This window comes from Bradyrhizobium sp. DN3 (genome assembly GCF_041357655.1).
In the GTDB taxonomy this organism is placed as follows: Bacteria; Pseudomonadota; Alphaproteobacteria; order Rhizobiales; family Xanthobacteraceae; genus Bradyrhizobium.
Map to the genome: position 1 here is coordinate 131,896 of NZ_JAULLN010000022.1, position 21,166 is coordinate 153,061.

Annotated in this window: 21 protein-coding genes; 12 read left to right on the forward strand and 9 right to left on the reverse strand. The window is 65.1% G+C overall.

What is annotated here, in order from left to right:
• Window positions 1-24 precede the first annotated feature (24 nt).
• Together AAE027_RS28905 and AAE027_RS28910 are read left to right on the forward strand one after the other, a co-directional pair.
• Window positions 25-741 (forward strand): MgtC/SapB family protein, encoded by a 717-nt coding sequence (locus tag AAE027_RS28905; RefSeq protein WP_091892133.1) that lies wholly within the window; start codon window positions 25-27, stop codon window positions 739-741.
• Between the two features lie 100 nt (window positions 742-841).
• Window positions 842-1,171, forward strand: a complete 330-nt coding sequence (locus AAE027_RS28910) for a hypothetical protein (RefSeq protein WP_370986519.1) — start codon at window positions 842-844, stop codon at window positions 1,169-1,171.
• Between the two features lie 208 nt (window positions 1,172-1,379).
• On the opposite strand, the gene AAE027_RS28915 is transcribed toward AAE027_RS28910, so the two are convergent.
• The 5 genes from AAE027_RS28915 to AAE027_RS28935 all read right to left on the reverse strand — a co-directional run bounded on the left by AAE027_RS28915 (window position 1,380) and on the right by AAE027_RS28935 (window position 6,212).
• Window positions 1,380-2,822 (reverse strand): homospermidine synthase, encoded by a 1,443-nt coding sequence (locus tag AAE027_RS28915; RefSeq protein WP_370986467.1) that lies wholly within the window; start codon window positions 2,820-2,822, stop codon window positions 1,380-1,382.
• A 48-nt stretch (window positions 2,823-2,870) separates the two neighbouring features.
• Window positions 2,871-3,260: a RidA family protein gene (locus AAE027_RS28920; RefSeq protein ID WP_370986466.1), complete on the reverse strand. Its 390-nt coding sequence runs from the start codon at window positions 3,258-3,260 to the stop codon at window positions 2,871-2,873.
• Between the two features lie 149 nt (window positions 3,261-3,409).
• Entirely contained in the window at window positions 3,410-3,997 is a 588-nt protein-coding gene (locus tag AAE027_RS28925) for a GNAT family N-acetyltransferase (RefSeq protein ID WP_370986465.1), read from the reverse strand.
• A gap of 130 nt (window positions 3,998-4,127) precedes the next feature.
• Window positions 4,128-5,270, reverse strand: a complete 1,143-nt coding sequence (locus AAE027_RS28930) for a type III PLP-dependent enzyme (protein ID WP_370986464.1) — start codon at window positions 5,268-5,270, stop codon at window positions 4,128-4,130.
• Window positions 5,271-5,957: 687 nt separating this feature from the next.
• Window positions 5,958-6,212: a hypothetical protein gene (locus AAE027_RS28935; RefSeq protein WP_091892120.1), complete on the reverse strand. Its 255-nt coding sequence runs from the start codon at window positions 6,210-6,212 to the stop codon at window positions 5,958-5,960.
• A gap of 137 nt (window positions 6,213-6,349) precedes the next feature.
• Here AAE027_RS28935 and AAE027_RS28940 point away from each other — a divergent pair, with 137 nt between their 5' ends.
• From AAE027_RS28940 to AAE027_RS28955, 4 genes are read left to right on the forward strand one after another with little or no spacing between them, the layout of a single operon-like run.
• On the forward strand, window positions 6,350-8,431 hold the full coding sequence (locus tag AAE027_RS28940; protein WP_370986463.1) for a M3 family metallopeptidase: 2,082 nt from the start codon (window positions 6,350-6,352) through the stop codon (window positions 8,429-8,431).
• Complete coding sequence (locus AAE027_RS28945; protein WP_370986462.1) at window positions 8,431-9,078, forward strand: DUF1007 family protein; 648 nt, start codon at window positions 8,431-8,433, stop codon at window positions 9,076-9,078. Before AAE027_RS28940 ends, AAE027_RS28945 begins: the two co-directional genes overlap by 1 nt.
• A gap of 23 nt (window positions 9,079-9,101) precedes the next feature.
• A complete protein-coding gene (locus AAE027_RS28950; protein WP_370986461.1) occupies window positions 9,102-9,734 on the forward strand; it encodes a DUF1007 family protein in 633 nt (210 codons plus the stop codon).
• The gene (locus AAE027_RS28955; RefSeq protein WP_370986460.1) at window positions 9,731-10,855 is read left to right on the forward strand and encodes a nickel/cobalt transporter; all 1,125 of its coding nucleotides are present in this window, start codon (window positions 9,731-9,733) and stop codon (window positions 10,853-10,855) included. The genes AAE027_RS28950 and AAE027_RS28955 overlap by 4 nt, the downstream gene beginning before the upstream one ends.
• A 105-nt stretch (window positions 10,856-10,960) precedes the next feature.
• Here AAE027_RS28955 and AAE027_RS28960 read toward each other — a convergent pair whose 3' ends face one another.
• The gene (locus tag AAE027_RS28960; RefSeq protein ID WP_130214606.1) at window positions 10,961-11,359 is read right to left on the reverse strand and encodes an MAPEG family protein; all 399 of its coding nucleotides are present in this window, start codon (window positions 11,357-11,359) and stop codon (window positions 10,961-10,963) included.
• Window positions 11,360-11,438: 79 nt separating this feature from the next.
• Here AAE027_RS28960 and hemH point away from each other — a divergent pair, with 79 nt between their 5' ends.
• The 4 genes from hemH (at window position 11,439) to AAE027_RS28980 (ending at window position 15,212) form a co-directional block, all read left to right on the forward strand.
• Complete coding sequence (gene hemH / locus AAE027_RS28965; protein ID WP_370986459.1) at window positions 11,439-12,476, forward strand: ferrochelatase; 1,038 nt, start codon at window positions 11,439-11,441, stop codon at window positions 12,474-12,476.
• An 11-nt stretch (window positions 12,477-12,487) separates the two neighbouring features.
• Window positions 12,488-13,465 carry an ABC transporter substrate-binding protein gene (locus AAE027_RS28970; protein WP_370986458.1) on the forward strand — a complete coding sequence of 326 codons (978 nt, stop codon included), beginning with the start codon at window positions 12,488-12,490 and terminating at the stop codon, window positions 13,463-13,465.
• Window positions 13,466-13,690: 225 nt separating this feature from the next.
• Window positions 13,691-14,695 (forward strand): SPFH domain-containing protein, encoded by a 1,005-nt coding sequence (locus AAE027_RS28975; RefSeq protein WP_370986457.1) that lies wholly within the window; start codon window positions 13,691-13,693, stop codon window positions 14,693-14,695.
• A gap of 73 nt (window positions 14,696-14,768) precedes the next feature.
• The gene (locus tag AAE027_RS28980) at window positions 14,769-15,212 is read left to right on the forward strand and encodes an NfeD family protein (protein WP_370986456.1); all 444 of its coding nucleotides are present in this window, start codon (window positions 14,769-14,771) and stop codon (window positions 15,210-15,212) included.
• 177 nt (window positions 15,213-15,389) lie between these two features.
• Here AAE027_RS28980 and AAE027_RS28985 read toward each other — a convergent pair whose 3' ends face one another.
• On the reverse strand, window positions 15,390-15,716 hold the full coding sequence (locus tag AAE027_RS28985) for a winged helix-turn-helix transcriptional regulator (protein ID WP_370986455.1): 327 nt from the start codon (window positions 15,714-15,716) through the stop codon (window positions 15,390-15,392).
• Between the two features lie 71 nt (window positions 15,717-15,787).
• Here AAE027_RS28985 and AAE027_RS28990 point away from each other — a divergent pair, with 71 nt between their 5' ends.
• A complete protein-coding gene (locus tag AAE027_RS28990; protein WP_370986454.1) occupies window positions 15,788-16,345 on the forward strand; it encodes a carboxymuconolactone decarboxylase family protein in 558 nt (185 codons plus the stop codon).
• A gap of 110 nt (window positions 16,346-16,455) precedes the next feature.
• On the opposite strand, the gene AAE027_RS28995 is transcribed toward AAE027_RS28990, so the two are convergent.
• The gene (locus AAE027_RS28995) at window positions 16,456-17,463 is read right to left on the reverse strand and encodes a KpsF/GutQ family sugar-phosphate isomerase (RefSeq protein ID WP_370986453.1); all 1,008 of its coding nucleotides are present in this window, start codon (window positions 17,461-17,463) and stop codon (window positions 16,456-16,458) included.
• 191 nt (window positions 17,464-17,654) lie between these two features.
• Here AAE027_RS28995 and AAE027_RS29000 point away from each other — a divergent pair, with 191 nt between their 5' ends.
• Window positions 17,655-19,409: an outer membrane beta-barrel protein gene (locus AAE027_RS29000; RefSeq protein WP_370986452.1), complete on the forward strand. Its 1,755-nt coding sequence runs from the start codon at window positions 17,655-17,657 to the stop codon at window positions 19,407-19,409.
• 227 nt (window positions 19,410-19,636) lie between these two features.
• Here AAE027_RS29000 and AAE027_RS29005 read toward each other — a convergent pair whose 3' ends face one another.
• The gene (locus tag AAE027_RS29005) at window positions 19,637-21,088 is read right to left on the reverse strand and encodes a glutamate synthase subunit beta (protein WP_370986451.1); all 1,452 of its coding nucleotides are present in this window, start codon (window positions 21,086-21,088) and stop codon (window positions 19,637-19,639) included.
• Window positions 21,089-21,166 lie beyond the last annotated feature (78 nt).

Sequence of the window (21,166 nt, forward strand, 5' to 3'; positions counted from 1 at the left end):
ATGGTTCCCGCCGTATAGGGGGCCATGCGGTTTCTGACGACATTCCAGATTGCCGACTTTGCGGACACGCTGATCAGCCTGTTTACGGCCTTTGTGCTGGGGACGCTGATCGGCGCCGAGCGACAGTATCGCCAGCGCACGGCGGGCCTGCGCACCAACGTGCTGGTCGCGGTCGGCGCCGCCGCCTTCGTCGATCTCGCCATGCATCTGGATGGCGCAGACGGCGCGGTGCGAGTGATCTCCTATGTCGTATCCGGCATCGGCTTCCTCGGCGCCGGTGTCATCATGAAGCAGGGCATGGACGTGCGCGGGCTCAATACGGCCGCGACGCTGTGGGCCTCCGCCGCGGTCGGCTCCTGTGCCGGCGCCGACATGGTCGCGCAAGCCGCGGTGCTGACCGTGTTCGTCATCGCCGGCAACACGCTGCTGCGCCCGCTGGTCAATGCCATCAACCGCATTCCGCTGAATGAGCGTGCACTGGAGGCGACCTACTACTTCAAGCTGGCGGTCGCGGCCGACGCTCTGCCTGACATGCGCGACCGCCTCGTCGAGAGGTTGGAAGCCGCGAAATATTCGGTCGCTGATATCGATGTGGCCGAGATCGGCGACGACATCCTGGAGATCGTCGCAAAGCTGGTTGCGACCGCGGTCGATCCGAACGAGCTTAATGCGGTGGCGACGGATCTCCAGCATCTTCCAGGCGTGCGCCACGCCACCTGGGAAGTCAGCACCACGGATTGAGCGCGGCGTTCTGGCGCGCCGGTGTGCGGTTCCCACCTTGCCGGCTCGGAACCCGCGCGCGGCCATTTCGTTGATCCCACGGACAAATGCGGTGATCGACATGACAGGCAATGACAAGCGCAGACTGAAGCTCGACCTGATGATCGCCTGCTCGCTGTTCGCAGCAGGCGTCGTGGTGTCGGGCCTGTCGCTGGCGCAGATTCGCGCCGAGAGCCGGCTGCAGATGGCGCAGGCAACGCCACCGCTCCAGGGCACCCCGTCCGACGATCAGAGCAAGACGCCCGCCGAGTCCAAGCCCGGCGGTGATCGCCCGACCACGCCGGCCCCCGAGCCCGCACGGCCCGATCCTCAGACGCAGGGCGCGGCGACCAAGCCCACGCTGCCGCCCGCTCCAGCCGAGAAGGTCGCGCCGCCGATTGAGAAGAAGTAGCTGGCGGCCGCGCTCCCAGCCACGCACTCGGTGTCATCACCCACGAAAGCGGGCAATCCAGTATTCCAGAGCCTGTAGTGATCGAGCCGAGAAGCCGCGGCGTACTGGATGCCCCGCCTGCGCGGGGCATGACAGCAGTGTGCGGAGCTGGATTTCGGGCTCGCGCCAAGTAGCGCGCCCCTGGAATGACGACCGGAAACAGCCGCCCTCACCGCACCAGAATATTCCGGAACTGCCAGGGATCGCTCGTATCGATATCTTCCGGGAACAGTCCCGGGCGATCCGTCAGCGGCGTCCAGTCGGTGTAGAAACCCCTCACCGGGCCGAGATAGGGCAGCTGGATTTCCAAGAGACGATCGAAATCCATCTCGTCGGCTTCGACGATGCCTTCGTTCGGGTTCTCCAGCGCCCACACCATGCCGCCGAGCACGGCGGAGGTCACTTGCAGGCCGGTGGCGTTCTGGTAGGGCGCGAGCTTGCGGGTCTCTTCGATGGAGAGCTGCGAGCCGTACCAGTAGGCATTGTTGTCGTGGCCGAACAGCAGCACGCCGAGCTCGTCGATGCCATCGACGATTTCGTTCTCATCGAGGATGTGGTGCTTTTCCTGCATCTTCGCCGCGCGGCCGAACATTTCATGCAGCGATAGCACGGCATCGTCGGCCGGATGGTAGGCATAGTGACAGGTCGGCCGATAGATCGCCGTGCCCGATGCGTCGCGCACCGTGAAGTAGTCGGAGATCGAGATCGACTCGTTATGGGTGACGAGGAAGCCGTACTGCGCGCCGCGGGTCGGGCACCAGGTGCGCACGCGCGTGTTGGCGCCGGGCTGCATCAGATAGATGGCGGCGCCGCAGCCGGTTTCGTGGGTGCGGGCATTCTCGGGCATCCACTTTTCGTGGGTGCCCCAACCGAGTTCTGAGGGCTGCACGCCTTCCGACAGGAAGCCTTCCACCGACCAGGTGTTGACGAAGACGTCAGGCTCCTTCGGCTTCCTGGAGCGCTGGGTGTCGCGTTCGGCGATGTGGATGCCCTTGACGCCGGCTTGCCGCATCAGGTCCGCCCATTCGGCTTTGGTCTTCGGCTTGGGGGCATTGAGCTTCAGATCCGCGGCGACATTGAGCAGCGCCTGCTTGACGAAAAAGGAGACCATGCCGGGATTGGCGCCACAGCAGGAGACGGCCGTCGTCGAGCCCTTAGGCCGCGCTTTCTTGGCGGCCAGCGTCACTTCGCGAAGGGCGTAGTTGGAGCGCGCTTCCGGGCCCTTCGAAGCGTCGAAATAGAAGCCGAGCCAGGGCTCGTTGACCGTGTCGATGTAGAGCGCGCCAAGTTCGTTGCAGAGCTCCATGATGTCGGTGGAGCCGGTGTCGACTGAGAGATTGACGCAAAAGCCCTGGCCGCCGCCTTCGGTGAGCAGCGGGGTCAGCAACTCCCGATAATTGTCCTTGGTCACGCCCTTCTGGATGAAGCGGACATTGTGCTTCTCGCAATGCGCCTTGCGGCCCTCATCCTTGGGATCGATCACGGTGACGCGCGACTTGTCGTAATCGAGATGCCGCTCGATCAGCGGCAACGTGCCTTTGCCGATGGAGCCGAAGCCGACCATGACGATGGGACCGGTGATCTTCGCGTAGATCTGCGAGGCGGGACTCATGGGATGGTTTCTCCGGAACGTGCTGGCAGACAATGGGTGAGGGGTGGATCAGGCGCTACGCCGCTTGGCGGTGACTTCGATCTCGACCTTCATCTCGGGCTTGTAGAGCGCTGAGACGGCGATCAGCGTTGCAGCCGGGCGGATGTCTCCGAGGACTTCGCCGCAGACGGCGAAATGCGCGTCTGCATCTTTGATGTCGGTGAGGTAATAGGTCACGCGGACGATATCGGCCATCTCGAATCCGCCCTCCTTCAGGGCAGCTTCGATGGTCTTGAAGCAGTTGCGTGACTGGCTCGTGACATCGACCGGCATTGTCATGGTCGTGTAGTCATAGCCGGTGGTTCCTGCGACGAAGGCGAATTCGCCATCGATCACGGCGCGGCTGTAGCCGGCGGTCTTCTCGAACGGGGAGCCGGTGGAAATCAGGCGACGGGACATGCTCTCGGACCTCGACTGAAGGGGGATGTTTCGCGGGGTTAAAGGGCGTTTCTCGGGCCCGCGCAACCCCAAAGGAACAGGCATCAAGTCAGGCGCAGCCGGGGACGGCCGCTGGATGCGGCTTCGGTCGTTGCCATCATGGCAATCCCTTAGGCCGCGTGCGCCTGGAGAGCGCGAACCGCCCTCCGTTTGGGCAGGGCCGCTCCGGTCGGAACGATCATCCCTTCGGCGCCATCGAGCGCGCCTTCCGCGAACTCGATCGCCAGCAGCCGGTCGCGCTCGAACGGGCCGGGCAGCGACAGCGCGCCGGTCTTGTCGGCCGAGAAGCCGAAGCGCGCGTAGTAGGGGGCATCGCCGAGCAGGATCACCGCAGCATGCCCGCGCGCCCGGGCGGCGGCCAGCGCTTGATGCATCAGCGCGGCGCCGATCCCGAGCTCGCGGCAGGCAGGGTCGACCGCCAGCGGTCCGAGGACCAGAGCGGGCCTGCCTCCGGCGCTGACGTGCCACAGCCGCACGGTTCCCACGAGTTGTCCCTCGCGCACGGCCGACAGGGCAAGGCCTGCGGCAGGCGCGCGTCCGTCGCGCAGGCGCTGGCAGGTGCGGCCATGGCGGTTCTCGCCAAAGCAGGCATCTAGCAGCGCTTCACGCATCGCGACGTCGCCAGCACGCTCGCTGCGGATCGCAAACGGAGCGGCTTTCGAGGTGAGGGCGATCTGTGGCTTCCGAGGAGCAGTCATGGCGCGTCAGTCCCCGCTTGAACCGACGTGAGCGAGCACGCCGGTCCAAGACGTCGTCAGAAATCGAAATGTGAGGGAGGAGCCGGCAGGGCCGGCTCCCGGGTTCGTCAGGCCTCGAAAGAGAGGCGGATCAGATGTGGTAGGTCTTCAGCGGCGGGATGCCGTTGAACGCCACCGACGAGTAGGTCGACGTATAGGCTCCGGTGCCTTCGATCAGCACCTTGTCGCCGATCTCAAGCGTCACGGGAAGCGGATATGGGGTCTTCTCGTACAGCACGTCGGCGCTGTCGCAGGTCGGCCCCGCGAGCACGCACGGCGTCATGTCCGCGCTGTCGTGACGGGTGCGGATGGCGTACCGGATCGACTCGTCCATGGTCTCGGCGAGGCCGCCGAACTTGCCGATGTCCAGGTACACCCAGCGCACCTCGTCCTCGTCGCTCTTCTTCGAGATGAGCACGACCTCGGATTCGATGATGCCGGCGTTGCCCACCATGCCGCGGCCCGGCTCGATGATGGTCTCCGGGATCTGGTTGCCGAAGTGCTTGCGCAGCGCGCGGAAGATCGACCGGCCGTAGGTCACGACCGGTGGCACGTCCTTCAGGTACTTGGTCGGGAAGCCGCCGCCCATGTTGACCATGGACAGGTTGATGCCGCGCTCGGCGCAGTCGCGGAACACCTGCGAGGCCATCGCCAGCGCACGGTCCCATGCCTTCACCTTGCGCTGCTGCGAGCCGACATGGAAGGAGATGCCGTACGGCTCCAAGCGGAGGCGCTTGGCGAGGTCGAGCACCTCGACCGCCATTTCCGGATCGCAGCCGAACTTGCGCGACAGCGGCCATTCGGCGCCGGCGCAGTCATAGAGGATGCGGCAGAACACCTTCGCGCCGGGGGCGGCACGGGCGACCTTCTCGACCTCGGCGGCGCAGTCCACGGCGAACAGCCGGATGCCGAGCGCGAAGGCGCGCGCGATGTCGCGCTCCTTCTTGATCGTGTTGCCGAAGGAGATGCGGTCGGGCGTCGCACCCGCGGCCAGCGCCATCTCGATCTCGGCGACCGTCGCGGTATCGAAGCAGGAGCCCATGGAGGCGAGCAGGGCCAGCACTTCCGGCGCCGGGTTCGCCTTGACGGCGTAGAACACGCGGCTGTCGGGCAGCGCCTTGGCGAAGCTCTGGTAATTGTCGCGCACGACCTCGAGGTCGACGACGAGGCACGGCTCGGTGTCGAGGCCATCCTTGCGGCGATTGCGCAGGAATTCCTGGATACGTTCGGTCATAGCACTCTCCAAAGCGGCCCCAGCGACGGAGCTCGTTCAAAGTGGTTCTCGGACGAGGGTGCTACGCCGCTGCCGCACGATGGAGACGCGACAGGGCAAGACCCCTGGACCGAATTGTGCTGCCGTGGATTGGTTGGGAATTTTCCCGCCCGCACACCTGGCAATGAAGGACAAGCCTTTTCAGTAGCCCGCGCCGGCGTTGGACTGCCGGTAGAGACCAAAAAAGCCCGATCCGTCGTTGCTTTAAGTCGCGTCCCCCGTTGAGAGCGGGGTGCGCCGGTTCGCCTCCGGCTGCCAGTCACGGTTGCAAAAAGTGAAGTCACCTTCGACATGGCATCTCTTGAGAGAGATGCTGGACGCTCCGGGTCTGCTTCATCTTTGGACCTTCAGGTCTTGCGACCTTCGGTCCTTTGACTTCCGCACTTCCGAAGAGCCCCTCGGCTTCTTCACCCCTTGGCGGCTGTCCGGCCTCTTGTCCGGATACCTACCGACTGACACACGACCACAGGCACGTGCGAAATTGGGCAAATCCGCACATAAGCGTTTTGACTCTGCTTCGCAAGAATTTTTTTAGGCTGAGAACAGAATTGCCTAACACCTGCTTGCGCAGCGTTGCGCGAGCGACGCGGAAGATGAACGCGCGTTAAGTTTTCTGCGCAGCGCGCGTGTCTCGCGCGCGACGAAGCGTCAGCGGCGCTTCGTGAACGGCTCGACGCGCTGAGCTCCGCGGATGAACGCGGTCATCACCAGCACGCCGAGTGTGAACAGCACGGCCTGAAGGATGTGCGCGCCCTGGTCGCCGAGCCCGAACAGGATCGCGAGCGCCCAGCCGCCGGCAAACGCCGCGCCGAACACCTCCGCGCCAATCAGGATGGCGGCGCTGATGACGGTGATGACGCTCGGCCAGGCGATCTGGCGGGAAGAGGAGGCAGGCGCGTTCATGAGCTCAGGGATCCCGTGTCTTCGAGGGCCGCAATCTCCCCGAAAAGGCGGCCGGGAGCAAGGGCAAACGGCCCAAAAAAGCCCCATCGCGTGCTATAGCTGGCTGCAACAAATTGGCTCAAAAATCGGGACTTGTGATGTCAGAACTGCGCCAAACTACGGACGCCGAGACCAACCCGCTGCTGAGGGCCTGGGTGACGCCGTTCGCGACCCCGCCTTTCGACGAGATCAAGCCGGAGCACTTCCTCCCGGCCTACGAGCAGGCCTTCGCCGATCACTCCGCCGAGATCGCGGCGATCACCAACGATCCAGCCGCGCCCGACTTCGCCAACACCATCACGGCGCTGGAGCGCTCGGGCAAGCTCTTGAGCAAGGTCGCGGCGGTCTTCTACGATCTCGTCTCGGCGCATTCCAACCCGGCCATCCTGGAGATCGACAAGGAGGTCTCCTTGCGGATGGCACGGCACTGGAATCCGATCATGATGAACGCCGTGCTGTTTGGCCGCATCGCCCAGCTGCACGAGAACCGCGCCAATCTCGGTCTCACGCCCGAGCAGCTGCGCCTGTTGGAGCGCACCTACACCCGCTTCCACCGTTCCGGCGCCGGCCTCTCCGACGAGGCCAAGACGCGGATGGCGGAGATCAACGAGAGGCTCGCCCAGCTCGGCACCAGCTTCAGCCATCACCTGCTTGGCGACGAGCAGGACTGGGTCCTGGAGCTCGGCGAGGCCGACCGCCAGGGCCTGCCGGAGAGCTTTGTCGCCGGTGCCAAGGCTGCGGCAGAAGAGCGCGGCATGGAAGGCAAAGCCATCGTCACGCTGTCGCGCTCGTCGGTCGAACAGTTCCTGAAGAGCTCGGCGCGGCGCGACCTGCGCGAGAAGGTCTACAAGGCCTTCACTGCGCGGGGCGACAACGGCAACGCCAACGACAACAACGCAACCATCGTCGAGATCCTGAAGCTGCGCGAAGAGAGCGCCAAGCTCCTGGGCTACCCGACCTTCGCCGCCTACCGGCTCGAAGATTCCATGGCCAAGACGCCGGAAGCGGTGCGGGGCCTTTTGGAGCGGGTCTGGAAGCCGGCGAGGACGCGCGCGCTCGCTGACCGCGACGACATGCAGGCGCTGATCGCGGAAGAGGGCGGCAATTTCAAGCTCGCCCCCTGGGACTGGCGTTTCTACGCCGAGAAGCTGCGCCTTCAGCGCGCCAATTTCGACGACGCCGCGATCAAGCCCTATCTTTCGCTCGACCACATGATCGCCGCCGCCTTCGACTGCGCCACGCGCCTGTTCGGCATCACCTTCGAGGAGCGTAAGGATGTTCCGGTCTGGCACCCGGACGTCCGGGTCTGGGAGGTGAAGGGCAGGGACGGCAAGCACAAGGCGCTGTTCTATGGCGACTACTTCGCCCGGCCCTCGAAGCGCTCCGGCGCGTGGATGACCTCGCTGCGCGACCAGCAAAAGCTCGACGGCGACGTCGCGCCGCTGGTTCTCAATATCTGCAATTTTGCCAAGGGAGCCGGCGGCGAGCCTTCACTGCTGTCGCCCGACGACGCCCGCACCCTGTTCCACGAGTTCGGCCACGGCCTGCACGGCATGCTCTCCAACGTCACCTATCCCTCGCTGTCGGGTACCTCAGTGTTCACCGACTTCGTCGAGCTGCCGTCCCAGCTCTACGAGCACTGGCAGGAGCGGCCCGAGGTGCTGCAAAAGTTCGCCCGCCACCACCAGACCGGCGAGCCGTTGCCGGACGACCTCCTGCAACGCTTCCTTGCCGCGCGAAAATTCAACCAGGGCTTTGCCACGGTCGAGTTCGTCTCCTCGGCGCTGATCGATCTCGAATTCCACACCCAGCCGGCTTCCGCCGCGCACGACGTGCGCGCCTTCGAGAGACAAGAGCTGGAGAAGATCGGCATGCCCGAGGAAATCTCGCTACGTCACCGTCCCACGCAATTCGGCCACATCTTCACCGGCGATCATTATGCCGCCGGCTACTACAGCTACATGTGGTCGGAGGTGATGGACGCCGATGCCTTCGGCGCGTTCGAGGAGGCCGGCGACATCTTCGATCCCGCGGTGGCCAAGCGCCTGCACGACGACATCTACGCCTCGGGCGGATCGGTCGATCCGGAAGCCGCCTATGAGGCCTTCCGCGGCCGCCCGCCCGAGCCGGACGCGCTGCTGCGCCGCCGCGGCCTGCTCGACGACGCCAAGGCGGCCTGATGAGCATGCGCGGGCTGTTGGGATGGCTGCTCGTTGCCACCCTGTCGCTCGCCGCGGGGCCGGCGAGTGCGCATCCGCATGTCTGGGTCGCCGTGACGAGCGAGATCCTTTACGCCGCCGACGGCAGCGTCACTGGCGTCCGCCACGCCTGGACTTTTGACGACGCATTCTCGGCCAATGCTGTGCAGGGGCTTCGGGGGAAGTCTAAGGCCGCCTATACTCGCGAAGAGCTGGCGCCGTTGGCGCAGACCCAAGTCGAGTCACTGAAGGATAACGCCTACTTCACCTTCTTGAGGGTAAACGAGAGGCTCCCGTTTGCAGAGCCGGTCGATTACTTCTTCGATTACAAGGACGATCACCTCACTCTGCATTTCACGCTGCCGCTGAAAACGCCTGTGAAGGCGAAGACGGTTCGTCTGACTATTTTTGATCGTTCCTTTTTCATCGATTTTCGATTGGAAAAAGAGCATCCGCTCAAACTCGTCGGTGCGCCCGCCGGTTGTGAGGTATGGCTGCGGCGGTCAGCGGGCGACGACCGGGACCGCAAGCTGGTGCAGGATGCGAGCGAGGATACCTTCAAGGAGGGCGGTGCGAACGTCGCTGTCGGCCTGTTGTTCATCGTCCCGATCGAGGTGGAGTGCCCATGATCCTGCCGGTTTGGATACCTCCGATGCGCCGCTTGTTCGGATGGCTGCTCGCCGCCGCGATGACGCTCGTGGCGGGCGCGGCGAGCGCGCATCCGCATGTCTGGATCACCGCGACCAGCGAACTGCTCTACGCACCGGATGGCAGCGTCACCGGAGTCCGTCACGCCTGGACCTTTGACGACATGTTCTCGGCCTATGCGGTGCAGGGGCTCGAGAGCAAGACCAAGGGCGCCTATACGCGCGAGGAGCTCGGGCCGCTGGCGCAGACCAATGTCGAGTCGCTCAAGGAATACGCCTACTTCACCTTTGCGCGAGCCGACGGCAAGAAGGAGCGTTTCCAGGAGCCGGTCGACTACTTCCTTGATTACAAGGATACGGTGCTGACCCTCCACTTCACGCTGCCGCTGAAGGCCCCGGTCAAGCCCAAGCAGCTGGTGCTCGAAGTGTTCGACCGCTCCTTCTTCATCGACTTCCAGATGGCCAAGGACAATCCGGTGAAGCTGGTCGGCGCGCCCGCGGGCTGCCAGATGAAGCTGGAGCGGCCGAGCGATGGCACCGCGAGCGCGCAGAAGCTCAACGAGCAGACCTTCCTGAATGGCGAGAATTCGAATTTCGGCATGATGTTCGCCAACAAGATCACGGTGGATTGCCCTTGAAGCTGCAACTTTCCCTGTTCGCGCGCGGGCTTCTCACCTGCGCCGCCGCACTGCTGGTCGTGTCCGTGGCCGACGCCGCGCTCCACGATCTTCTCGCCCAAAACCCGTTCGGCGCACCGCGCACCTCGCAGGCGGCGGAGCCTGAGGCCAGCGGCCTGATCGGCTGGCTGCTGGCAAAGCAGTCGGAATTCTATCGCCAGATGTCGTCGACCATCCGCGCCGCGAAGTCCGACGGCTCGGCGGTGTGGACGCTGCTCTTCATCTCGTTTGCCTATGGCATCTTCCACGCCGCCGGCCCCGGCCATGGCAAGGCGGTGATCGCCTCCTACCTCGTCGCCAACCGCGAGACCGCGCGGCGAGGCATCGCGCTGTCGTTTGCCTCGGCGCTGATGCAGTCGCTGGTGGCGATCCTGATCGTCGGCATATCGGCCTGGGTGCTGAATGCGACGGCCAAGACCATGTGCAAGGCGGAAGGGGTGATCGAGATCGCGAGCTATGGCCTGATCGCGCTGTTCGGCCTGAGGCTCGTCTGGGTCAAGGGCGGTGCGTTCATCCGCGCGCTCCAGGCGACGCGCCCGGTGCCGGCGATTGTGGGCGTGCCGCATGATCACCATGACCACGGCCATCACCATCATCATGATGCCCACGACCATCATGGCCACGATCATCATCACCACGATCGCACTCACGCCCACGCCCATCACCATCACGGGCACGACCACGTCCATGACGAGCATTGCGGCCACTCCCACGGTCCGACCCCGAGCGAGCTCGCCGGCCCCGGCGGCTGGCGGCGCGGTTTTGCCGCGATCCTCACCGTTGGTATCCGCCCCTGTTCGGGCGCGATTCTGGTCTTGGTGTTCGCGCTGGCGCAGGGCCTGTTCTGGGCCGGCATCGCCGCGACCTTCCTGATGGGATTGGGCACCGCGATCACGGTCGCGGCCATCGCAATCGTCGCCGTCTCCGCCAAGGACATCGCCGCGCGCCTCAGCGCCGGCCGCGACGGCGGCGGCGCGCTGTTCATGCGCGGCATCGAATTCGGCGCCGCCGGCCTGGTATTGCTGTTCGGCGTCGGCCTGCTGTTCGGCTACATCGCCGCCGAACGGACGACGTGTTTTTGAGTTGGTGACTTCGTAGCCCGGATGGAGCGAAGCGCAATCCGGGACAGTATCAGCGCGGATAGTCCCCGGATTACGCTACGCTCCATCCGGGCTACGGTTTCGGGCTCACACCGGCAGAAACCGCTTCAAGGCCGGCATGAAGAAGATCCCGAGATTGATTGCAAAGCCGATGCTCCAGAGGATCGATCGCAGCGTCGGCCGGTTGCCGAGATAGGTCAGCACATAGGCGACCCGCACGATCAGGAACAGCGCCGCGAGCTCATCGATCAGCCGCTGCGGCGAATCCCTGTATTCGGCGAGCAGCACCGCAAAGGCGAAGAAGGGGAACGTCTCGATGCCGTTCTGATGCGCGCCGAGAGCACGCTGCGCGATGGCATCCTCATAGAAGGCGGGGTCGCGCGGCCGGGAATTGTCGAACGTGCGAAACCTGATCCATTTGATCGAGGCGATCGTCGAGAGATAGAGCAGCAGCGCTCCCAGGACGCACCATTCCGCGAGTGTCATCTTCCCTCCCGTGGGTAGCGACCCTAGCGAAACCGGCCTCATCTTGACAAGTTCCGACCAACGCGCGAGGCACAGAGCCATGACCAGCGTCGTCCCTGTCGAAAGCGCGAAACCGGCCGCCCAATCCGTCCTGCCGCGCGTCGGCGTACTCCTGATCAATCTCGGCACGCCCGACACGGCCGATGCGCCCGGCGTGCGGGTCTATCTGAAGGAGTTCCTCTCGGATGCCCGCGTCATCGAGGACCAGGGCCTGGTCTGGAAGCTGGTGCTGAACGGGATCATCCTGCGCAGCCGTCCCCGCACCAAGGCGCTGGACTACCGCAAGATCTGGAACAATGAGCGCAACGAGTCGCCGCTGAAGACCATCACGCGCTCGCAAGCCGACAAGCTCGCGGTCGCGCTGTCGGATCGCGGTCATGTGGTCGTGGACTGGGCGATGCGCTACGGCAATCCCTCGATCAAAGCGGGCATCGATGCGCTGATCGCGAAGGGCTGCGAGCGCATCCTCGCCGTGCCGCTCTATCCGCAATATTCCGCCTCGACCTCGGCGACGGTCTGCGACGAGGTCTTCCGCGTGCTCGCCTGTTTGCGCAACCAGCCGACGTTGCGGGTGACGCCGCCTTATTACGAGGACGCGGCCTATATCGAGGCGCTCGCGACTTCGATCGAGGCGCATCTGGCGAGCCTGCCGTTCAAGCCGGAGCTGATCGTCGCTTCCTTCCACGGCATGCCGAAATCCTATGTCGACAAGGGCGATCCCTATCAGCAACACTGCATCGCCACCACGGAGGCGCTGCGCCGCCGGCTCGGCATGGACGAGACAAAGCTGCTGCTGACCTTCCAGTCGCGTTTCGGCAATGACGAGTGGCTTCAGCCGTATACGGATAAGACCATGGAGCGTCTGGCGAAAGACGGCGTGCGCCGCATCGCGGTGGTGACGCCGGGCTTTGCCGCCGACTGCCTGGAGACGCTGGAGGAGATCGCGCAGGAGAACGCCGAGATCTTCAAGCACAATGGCGGCGAGCAGTTTTCCGCGATCCCCTGCCTCAACGATAGCCAGCCTGGCCTGGACGTGATCCGCGCTCTCGTGCTGCGCGAGCTTCAGGGCTGGATTTGATGATGTGCCCCATGAATCGCCGCGAATGTCTGGCGCTTCTTGGGATGATTGCGGCGCTGCCGGCCTCAGTGCAGGCGCAGCAGCCGGATGCGACGCGCCGGCTCGGCGTGCTCTCGGTCACGGCCGCTGAGGATGCGATCGGGCAGGCCCGAAGCACCATCCTGGTCGAGGCGCTCGCCGGTCATGGCTGGAAGGAGCGCGACAACTTGCGGATCGACTGGCGCAGCGGCGGCGGCGACCGGGCGCGGATCGCGCGCCTTGCGGACGAACTGGTCGCACTCAAGCCCGACATCCTGCTCGCGGTCGGCACGCCCTCGGTGGAGGAGCTGCGCCAGCGCACCGCGACGATCCCGATCGTGTTCGCCGTCGTCACCGATCCCGTCAGCCAGGGTTTTGTCAAAAACCTCGCCCATCCCGGCGGCAACGTCACCGGCTTCACCGACTACGACGGCCCGCTTGCCGGCAAATGGCTGGAGATGCTGACGCAGGTCACGCCGCCCGTCGGCCGCGTCTTCGTCGTCTACAACCCCGCCACCGCGCCGTTCGCGCCCCTGATGCTGCACACCATCGAAGAGGCGGCGCGGACGCTCCATGTGACCATCGAGCCCACGCCGGTGAACGACGCCGGCTCGATCGCTGCATTGGCCTCGCGGAAGGACGGCGGCCTCTTGGTCCTGCCGGACTTCTTCACCATGGCCAACCGCGCAGATCTGCTTGCGGCGATCGCGGAGGCGCGCGTGCCCGCGGTGTTCTGGAGCCGCACCTTCGTCGAGGAGGGCGGGCTGATGTCCTACAGCACCGACAGCGCCGAGCAGCTGCGCCGCGCGGCTTCCTACATCGATCGTATCCTCAAGGGAGCGCCGGCGGCCGATCTGCCGGTCCAGAATCCCACCAAGTTCGAGCTGACGATCAATCTGAAGACGGCCAAAGCGCTTGGCGTCGCACTTCCCGCAGGCCTGCTCGCAATCGCGGACGACGTCATCGAATGAAGCCGGCGGCGGACGGCATGGCCGGATGTGGTAATATTTGTCGGTAGGTCTGCTCCGCTCGCTTTCAAGAGCCTTCCGCAAATACATATCGTGAGCATTCCCTCTTCGCGCGTCTTGTGCAGAATCGCGCTGATGCCGACGTTACTTGCGACCGCTGAACCGCTAGGGTCTTGATCCCGACCAATGACAGCGCGGGAAAGGGCTTTTTCCTGCCTTGGAGGACATATGAGCGGTTTCGACATTTTCGCGATTGTTCTGGTTTTGCTCGTCATCGTCACGCTGGTGGCCGGCGTGAAGACGGTGCCGCAGGGCTATGACTGGACCATCGAACGGTTCGGCAAATACACCCAGACCTTGAGCCCCGGGCTCAATCTGATCGTGCCCTATTTCGACCGCGTCGGGCGCAAGATCAACATGATGGAGCAGGTGATCGACATTCCCGAGCAGGAGGTGATCACCAAGGACAACGCCACGGTGACGGTGGACGGCGTCGCCTTCTACCAGGTGTTCGATGCCGCCAAGGCGAGCTACGAAGTCGCCAACCTCAACCAGGCGATCACGGTGCTGACCATGACCAACATTCGCTCGGTGATGGGCTCGATGGACCTCGACCAGGTGCTCTCGCATCGCGACGAGATCAACGAACGCCTGCTCCGCGTCGTCGACGCCGCGGTCTCGCCCTGGGGCGTCAAGGTCAACCGTATCGAGATCAAGGACATCGTGCCGCCGGCTGACCTCGTCGAAGCCATGGGCCGGCAGATGAAGGCCGAGCGCGTCAAGCGCGCCGACATCCTCGCCGCCGAAGGCCAGCGCCAATCGGAAATCCTGCGCGCCGAGGGTGCCAAGCAGGGCCAGATCCTGCAAGCCGAGGGCCGCCGCGAGGCCGCCTTCCGCGATGCCGAGGCGCGTGAGCGTCTGGCCGAGGCCGAGGCCAAGGCGACGCAGGCCGTGTCGGAAGCCATCTCCAAGGGCGACGTTGCCGCGTTGAACTACTTCATCGCCGACAAATATATCAAGGCATTCGGCCAGTTCGCGGAGGCGCCGAACCAGAAGATCATCATGCTGCCGATGGAAGCCACCAGCATGCTCGGCTCGCTCGCCGGCATCGGCGAGATCGCCAAGGCGACATTCGGCGAGAGCGCGGCGTCCGCGGCCGCGGCCGCTCGCCGTCCCGGCTCAGTGCCGCCGACCGGCGGCACGCCGCCGGCGGTGCCGCCGCGGCAGGGGTAAAGCGCATGCCCCGGAAAAGTGGACACCGGTTTTCCGACAAGGGCATGCGCCAATATTATAGAGAGGTCGTGTCATGACCGACATGTTCGCATCGCTCGGCAGCTGGAACTGGCTGATCTTCGGCTTCATCCTGATGGCGCTGGAGGTACTGGCGCCCGGCGTGTTTCTGTTCTGGCTCGGGCTCGCCGCGCTGCTGGTCGGGCTGATCTCGTTCACTGTCGCCGTGTCCTGGCAGATCCAGCTCGTGATGTTCGCGGTCTTCGCTGCCGCCGCCGTGCCGGTGTGGCGCCGCCTCGCCCGGCCGAAGCCGGACGCAAGCACGAGCCCGTTCCTGAACAAGCGCACCGAGGCGCTGTTAGGGCGCGAGTTCACGCTGGAGAAGCCGATCATCGACGGCTCGGGCACCGTGCGTATCGGTGACACGGTCTGGCGTGTTGCCGGGCCGGATACACCGGCGGGGACAAGGGTGAAGGTGGTGCAGGTGGACGGCGCGAATTTGACGGTGGCAGCGGCATAGCGTTCTTACCCTACCCTGGAGGGGGAGGGTCGATCGCGCGTAGCGCGAGCGGGGTGGGGTGATCTCTCTACTCGGGCACCGCTTCTGTGGAGAGACCGTCACCCCACCCCGTCTCACATTTCGCTGCGCTTCATGTGAGCCGACCCTCCCCCTCCAGGGGAGGGTAAGCGAGAAGCTCTACCTCCCCCACCTCTCCGCAAACTTGTGCAGCGGCATGAACGTCTCGCACAATTCTCGCCCCAGCGGCGTCAGCCCATAGCCTCCGGCCTCGCCCAGCTCCACGAATCCCGCCTCGCGCAGCTCGCTCAGCCGCGCCTGCAGCACCGTCGGCGAAGCTTCGTCGCAGGCGGAGCGCAAGCCGCGCGAGGTGAGGGGCTCGCCGCGCAACTCCCACAGAATCCGCAGGCTCCAGCGCCGCCCCAGGAGGTCGAGCAGCGCCATGATCGGCCGCCCGGTGCACGAGCCGCGCACGCTGCGCGATCTGGTAGTGGCCTGCTTCGACATCGTCGCCTCTTGCGTCATGCTACAGATAATGTAGCGTGTTGCTACGATAATTGTAGCAAAGGAGACGGCCCATGTCCCAGCCGATGCCGCGTATCGCGCCGCTTGATCCGCCTTATCCCCCGGAGATCCAGGCGCAGTTCGACCGCATCATGCGCGGCGCCCCGCCGCTGCTGCTGTTCCGGGTGATGGCAGGCCACGGCCGCGCCTGGGACAAGTTTCGCGCCGGCGGCCTGCTCGATCCCGGCCCGCTCGCGCTGCGCCAACGCGAGATCGTCATCGACCGTACCTGCGCGCTGAACCAATGCGAGTACGAATGGGGCGTGCATGTCGCGATCTTTGCGGGGCCGGCAAAGCTCACCGAGGATGAATTACGCGCGACCGTGCTGGGCGATGCGACGTCGCCGTGCTGGTCGGTGGCCGAGCAGGCGCTGATCGCCGCCGTCGACGCGCTGCATCACCGTGCGACGTTGGATGAGGCCGAGTTTGCCGCGCTGTCGGCGCATTACGACGAGGCGCAGATCCTGGAGATCATGCTGTTGTGCGGCTTCTACCGCACGGTGTCGTATCTGGCGAACGGTTTAAGGCTGCCGTTGGAGGAGCATGCGGCGCGGTTTCCGGCACCGCTCTAACCGCCGTCATTGCGAGGAGCTCTTGCGACGAAGCAATCCAGAATCTTTCCGCGGAGAGATCCTGGATTGCTTCGCTGCGCTCGCAATGACGAGTGGAGAGAGTGTGCGCCCTACGCCACGCCCGCCCGCAACAGATCGTGCAGATGCACGATACCCACCACCTTGTCGGCCTCGGTCACGACCAGCGTGGTGATCTTGCGCGTGTTCAGCACCTCGATCATCTCGGTCGCGAGCATCGAGGGCGGCACCGTCTTCGGCTCCCTCGTCATGATCTCGTCGACCGTCGCGGTCAGCAGGTCGGGGCGCATGTGGCGGCGCAGGTCGCCGTCGGTGATGATGCCTGCGATGGCGCCTGCATCGTTGACGATGCAGACGCAGCCCAGTCCCTTGGCCGACATCTCGACCACGGCGTCCGACATCTTGGTGCCGAGCGGCTTGACCGGAATTTCCGTGCCGGTGCGCATGTAGTCGCGGACGAATTTCAGCATAGCCCCCAGCTTGCCGCCTGGGTGGAAATGCGCGAACTCCAGCGCAGTGAAGCCGCGGCCTTCGAGCAGCGCGATCGCGATGGCGTCGCCGATCGCGGCCTGCATCAGCGTCGAGGTGGTGGGCGCCAGATTGTGCGGGCAGGCCTCGCGCGCCTTCGGCAGCTCGATCACGAGATCGGCGGCTTGTCCCAGCGAGGACGCCGCGTTCGAGGTCACCGCGATCATGGGAATCGCGAACCGCGCCGAATAGTTCACGAGGTTCTTCATCTCCGGCTGCTCGCCGGACCAGGACAGCGCCATGATGACGTCGTCGGGCGTGATCATGCCGAGATCGCCATGGCCGGCTTCGGCCGTGTGCACGAAGAAGGCGGGCGTGCCGGTCGAGGCCAGCGTCGCCGCGATCTTGCGGCCCATATGGCCTGACTTGCCGAGCCCGGTGACGATGACGCGGCCCTTGGCGTTGCGAATCAGGTCGACCGCTCTCGCAAATGCCGCACCCAGCGGGCCGCGCAGGGCGGCGGCAAGCGCGTTGATGCCGTCGCTCTCGGTCTCCAGCGTCCGGAGCGCGGATTCGACGCTATCAGGGATGGAGCCGGATGATGCGGTCATCAGCGGTTTCGAACTCGGCATGTTCAGGTCCAGGGAGGAGGGGCGTTCGCCCGTTGGCGCCTGCTTAGCACGCCGCGGCCTTGGAGGCGACGCGGCCCCGAACCCCTCAACGGGTCATTAACCATAATTGTTTTAACTCCATTAACGATGGTTCCCGCCAACCGATGGGAGGCCGTCGTGAAAGTGTTTGATTTCGTTGGAGTTCTTCCATCGTGGGGTCGTCTCCAGGCATCGGCCGGAGCAAACGCGCGCATTTCCTGCGCGCCGCTTTGCCGTGCCTCATGCTGACGGCCTTCGAGAGCGCGCCGGCGGGCGCCCAGAGCCTCACGCCTGACCTGTTCAATCCCAACCGCGGCGGCTTCGCCTCGCCCGAGACGCTGCCGACGCGCCGCACCGCCGGCGTGCCGCAGGCGCCGTCGGATGCGCTGCCGACGCTGCCCGATCCCAACGATCCGCGCAGGCGCCAGCAGCCGCCGGCAGCTCCGCGCGCCGGCCAAGGCTCGAGCAATCCGGTCCCGACCTACGGCCTGCCCGCCGCCAACGGCGCGAGCGGCTCCGGCTACGACTCGCTCAACCGCAAACGGCAGCAACCGAAGCTCTATCCCGGACAGCCCAAGCCGAAGCGCCCGGTCGGTCCCGGCTCAAAGGTAGCGCCGGCAACGCCGGAGCGAACGCTCGCCCCGCCACGCATCGCGCCGCCGCCGTCCGAGACCGCGCACAGGACGCCGGTGCCGCCGGCGATGGCGGGCAACGTGCCCGGCCAGCCGCTGCGCCGTCGTCTCAAGCTGGATGAGGATCCGTTCGGCGCGGTCGGCGACTATGCCGGCAGCTTCCTGATCAAGGGCGGGCTAGAATTGTCTACCGGCTACGACACCAACCCCGCGCGCCTCAACAAGCCGGTCGGCTCGCCAGCCTATGTGGTCGCGCCCGATCTCCTTGTGGTGTCCGACTGGGAGCGCCACGCGCTGGTTGCTGATCTGCGCGGCTCGTTCTCGGGCTACACCAACAACATGCCGGCGACGATCAACGGCTTCCCTTCGCCGTCGCCGGTCGAGGTCGACCGCCCCGATTTCACCGGCCATGTCGACGGCCGCGTCGACGTCACCCGCGATTTCAAGCTGACCTCGCAACTCCGCCTGCGGCTCGCCACCGACAATCCCGGCAGCCCGAACGTGCAGGCCGGCCTGCAGAAATACCCTGTCTACGCCGCCTACGGCGCCACCGTCGGCTTCGACCAGACTTTCAATCGCTTCCAGGTCGCGGCTGGCGCCACCGTCGATCGCACCGCCTACACCGATTCAAAGCTCACCGACGGCTCGACCTCTGCCAATACCGATCGCGACTTCAATCAGTATGGCGGCGTGGGGCGGTTCTCCTACGACCTGAAGCCGGGCCTCAAGCCGTTCGTGGAAATCCAGGGCGACACCCGCGTGCACGACCAGGCCGCCGACCGCAACGGCTACTTCCGCGATTCAAACGGCGGCTATGCCAAGGTCGGCTCGTCCTTCGAGTTCTCGCGCATCCTCACCGGCGAAATCTCGGTCGGCTATTCCGCACGCAACTATGTCGACCCGCGTCTCAGCCAGCTCTCTGGCTTCCTCACCACGGGCTCGCTGATCTGGAATGCGAGCGGCCTCACCACGGTGAAGTTCTTCACCGACACGCAGATCGCCGAGACCACCATTCCCGGTTCTTCCGGCGTCCTGGTGCGCACCTATTCGGCCGAAGTCGACCACGACTTCCGCCGCTGGCTCACCGCCGTCGGCAAGTTCACCTACGGCACGCTCGACTATCAGAACCAGAATCGCAACGACAAGACCTACTCGCTCGAGAGCAATCTGATCTACAAGCTCAACCGCAACATCTGGATCAAGGGCACGCTGCGCCACGACATCCTGGATTCGAACGTCGCGGGGGCGAGCTCGTCGGGGACGGTGGTGATGCTGGGGGTGAGGTTGCAGAATTAGGCGGCGGCGAGTCATGCCTGACGCATTGGCGCCGTTGTCGCGCCGCTCTCGCCACCCACTCCGCGGTCATGCCCCGGCTTGACCGGGGCATCCAGTACGCCGCGGCGGATGTGGTGAGTGCTTCTCTCCAACGCGGGCCTCTGGGATACTGGATCGCCCGCTCCAGTGCGCAATTGCGCACAAGGCGGGCGATGACAGCGTTTGTTAATCTGACAGCGGAGCAAAACTCAGCGCGGCAGATCCGTTTTCCCCATCAGGAACGTATCGATCGACCGGGCGCAGAGCCGCCCCTCGCGGATGGCCCAGACCACCAGAGACTGGCCGCGGCGCATGTCGCCGGCAGTGAACACGTTCGGGCGCGAGGTCTGGTAATCCAGCGTGTTGGCCTTGACGTTGCCGCGCGGGTCGAGGTCGACCGCGAGCATCTTCAAGAGGCCCTCGTGCACGGGATGGACGAAGCCCATCGCGAGCAGGACGAGCTCGGCGCCGAGCTCGAACTCGGTGCCGGCAATCGGCTTGAACTTGTCGTCGACGCGCACGCAGTGCAGCTTCTTGACCTTGCCGTTCTCGCCGGAAAATTTCTGCGTCAGCACGGCGTATTCGCGGATCGCGCCTTCGGCCTGGCTGGAGGACGTCCGCATCTTGAGCGGCCAGTTCGGCCAGGTCAGGCCCTTGTTCTCGCGCTCAGGGGGAGCGGGCATGATCTCGAGCTGGGTCACCGACAGCGCGCCCTGGCGCAGCGAGGTGCCGATGCAGTCGGATCCGGTGTCGCCGCCGCCGATGACGACGACATGCTTGCCGCCGGCCAAGATCTCCTGCACGCCGCCGAGCGGCTCTTCGGAGACGCGGCGGTTCTGCTGCGGCAGGAAATCCATGGCGTAGTGAATGCCTTGGAGATCGCGGCCGGGGATCGGCAGGTCGCGCGGAGCTTCCGCGCCGCCGGTCAGCGCCACCGCGTCGTACTCGTTCAGCATCTCGCGCGGATCGACATTGCCATCAGCGCCGACATGGCTGTTGTAGTGGAAGGTGACGCCCTCGGCTTCCATCTGCTTGACGCGGCGGTCGATGATGCCCTTCTCCATCTTGAAGTCGGGGATGCCGTAGCGCAGCAGGCCACCGGCCTTGGCGTACTTCTCGAACAGATGCACGTCGTGGCCGGCGCGCGCGAGCTGCTGCGCGCAGGCCATGCCGGCGGGACCCGAGCCGATCACCGCGACCTTCTTGCCGGTCTTCTCAGTCGCCACTTCTGGCTTCAGCCAGCCATTGTCCCAGGCGCGGTCGACGATCGCGCATTCGATCGTCTTGATGGTAACGGGGTTGTCGTCGATGTTGAGCGTGCAGGACGCTTCGCACGGCGCCGGGCAGATGCGTCCAGTGAACTCCGGGAAATTGTTGGTCGAGTGCAGGTTGCGCGAGGCTTCTTGCCAGTTGTCCTGATAGACGAGATCGTTCCAGTCGGGGATCTGGTTGTTGACCGGGCAGCCCGGCGTGCCCGGCGCGACCGAGCCGGTGCCGTGGCAATAAGGAATGCCGCAGTTCATGCAGCGCGCGGCCTGGTCGCGCACCTCCCTCTCGGAAAGGGGAACGACGAACTCGTTGTAATGCTTCACGCGCTCGGCGACCGGGGTGTACTTGCGGTCATGCCGTTCGATTTCGAGAAAACCCGTGATCTTGCCCATTAAACCCGTAGTCCCTGCCGGCTAATTCGTCTGTTGTTTCCTCAACCGTCATTGCGAGGAGCGAAGCGACGAAGCAAT

Excerpts from the sequence above, each read along its gene's own strand:
- AAE027_RS28905 (WP_091892133.1), top strand. The coding sequence starts at position 25 with ATGCGGTTTCTGACGACATTCCAGATTGCCGACTTTGCGGACACGCTG.
- AAE027_RS28910 (WP_370986519.1), top strand. The coding sequence starts at position 842 with ATGACAGGCAATGACAAGCGCAGACTGAAGCTCGACCTGATGATCGCC.
- AAE027_RS28915 (WP_370986467.1), bottom strand. The coding sequence starts at position 2,822 with ATGAGTCCCGCCTCGCAGATCTACGCGAAGATCACCGGTCCCATCGTC.
- AAE027_RS28920 (WP_370986466.1), bottom strand. The coding sequence starts at position 3,260 with ATGTCCCGTCGCCTGATTTCCACCGGCTCCCCGTTCGAGAAGACCGCC.
- AAE027_RS28925 (WP_370986465.1), bottom strand. The coding sequence starts at position 3,997 with ATGACTGCTCCTCGGAAGCCACAGATCGCCCTCACCTCGAAAGCCGCT.
- AAE027_RS28930 (WP_370986464.1), bottom strand. The coding sequence starts at position 5,270 with ATGACCGAACGTATCCAGGAATTCCTGCGCAATCGCCGCAAGGATGGC.
- AAE027_RS28935 (WP_091892120.1), bottom strand. The coding sequence starts at position 6,212 with ATGAACGCGCCTGCCTCCTCTTCCCGCCAGATCGCCTGGCCGAGCGTC.
- AAE027_RS28940 (WP_370986463.1), top strand. The coding sequence starts at position 6,350 with ATGTCAGAACTGCGCCAAACTACGGACGCCGAGACCAACCCGCTGCTG.
- AAE027_RS28945 (WP_370986462.1), top strand. The coding sequence starts at position 8,431 with ATGAGCATGCGCGGGCTGTTGGGATGGCTGCTCGTTGCCACCCTGTCG.
- AAE027_RS28950 (WP_370986461.1), top strand. The coding sequence starts at position 9,102 with ATGCGCCGCTTGTTCGGATGGCTGCTCGCCGCCGCGATGACGCTCGTG.
- AAE027_RS28960 (WP_130214606.1), bottom strand. The coding sequence starts at position 11,359 with ATGACACTCGCGGAATGGTGCGTCCTGGGAGCGCTGCTGCTCTATCTC.
- hemH (WP_370986459.1), top strand. The coding sequence starts at position 11,439 with ATGACCAGCGTCGTCCCTGTCGAAAGCGCGAAACCGGCCGCCCAATCC.
- AAE027_RS28970 (WP_370986458.1), top strand. The coding sequence starts at position 12,488 with ATGAATCGCCGCGAATGTCTGGCGCTTCTTGGGATGATTGCGGCGCTG.
- AAE027_RS28975 (WP_370986457.1), top strand. The coding sequence starts at position 13,691 with ATGAGCGGTTTCGACATTTTCGCGATTGTTCTGGTTTTGCTCGTCATC.
- AAE027_RS28980 (WP_370986456.1), top strand. The coding sequence starts at position 14,769 with ATGACCGACATGTTCGCATCGCTCGGCAGCTGGAACTGGCTGATCTTC.
- AAE027_RS28985 (WP_370986455.1), bottom strand. The coding sequence starts at position 15,716 with ATGTCGAAGCAGGCCACTACCAGATCGCGCAGCGTGCGCGGCTCGTGC.
- AAE027_RS28990 (WP_370986454.1), top strand. The coding sequence starts at position 15,788 with ATGTCCCAGCCGATGCCGCGTATCGCGCCGCTTGATCCGCCTTATCCC.
- AAE027_RS28995 (WP_370986453.1), bottom strand. The coding sequence starts at position 17,463 with ATGCCGAGTTCGAAACCGCTGATGACCGCATCATCCGGCTCCATCCCT.
- AAE027_RS29005 (WP_370986451.1), bottom strand. The coding sequence starts at position 21,088 with ATGGGCAAGATCACGGGTTTTCTCGAAATCGAACGGCATGACCGCAAG.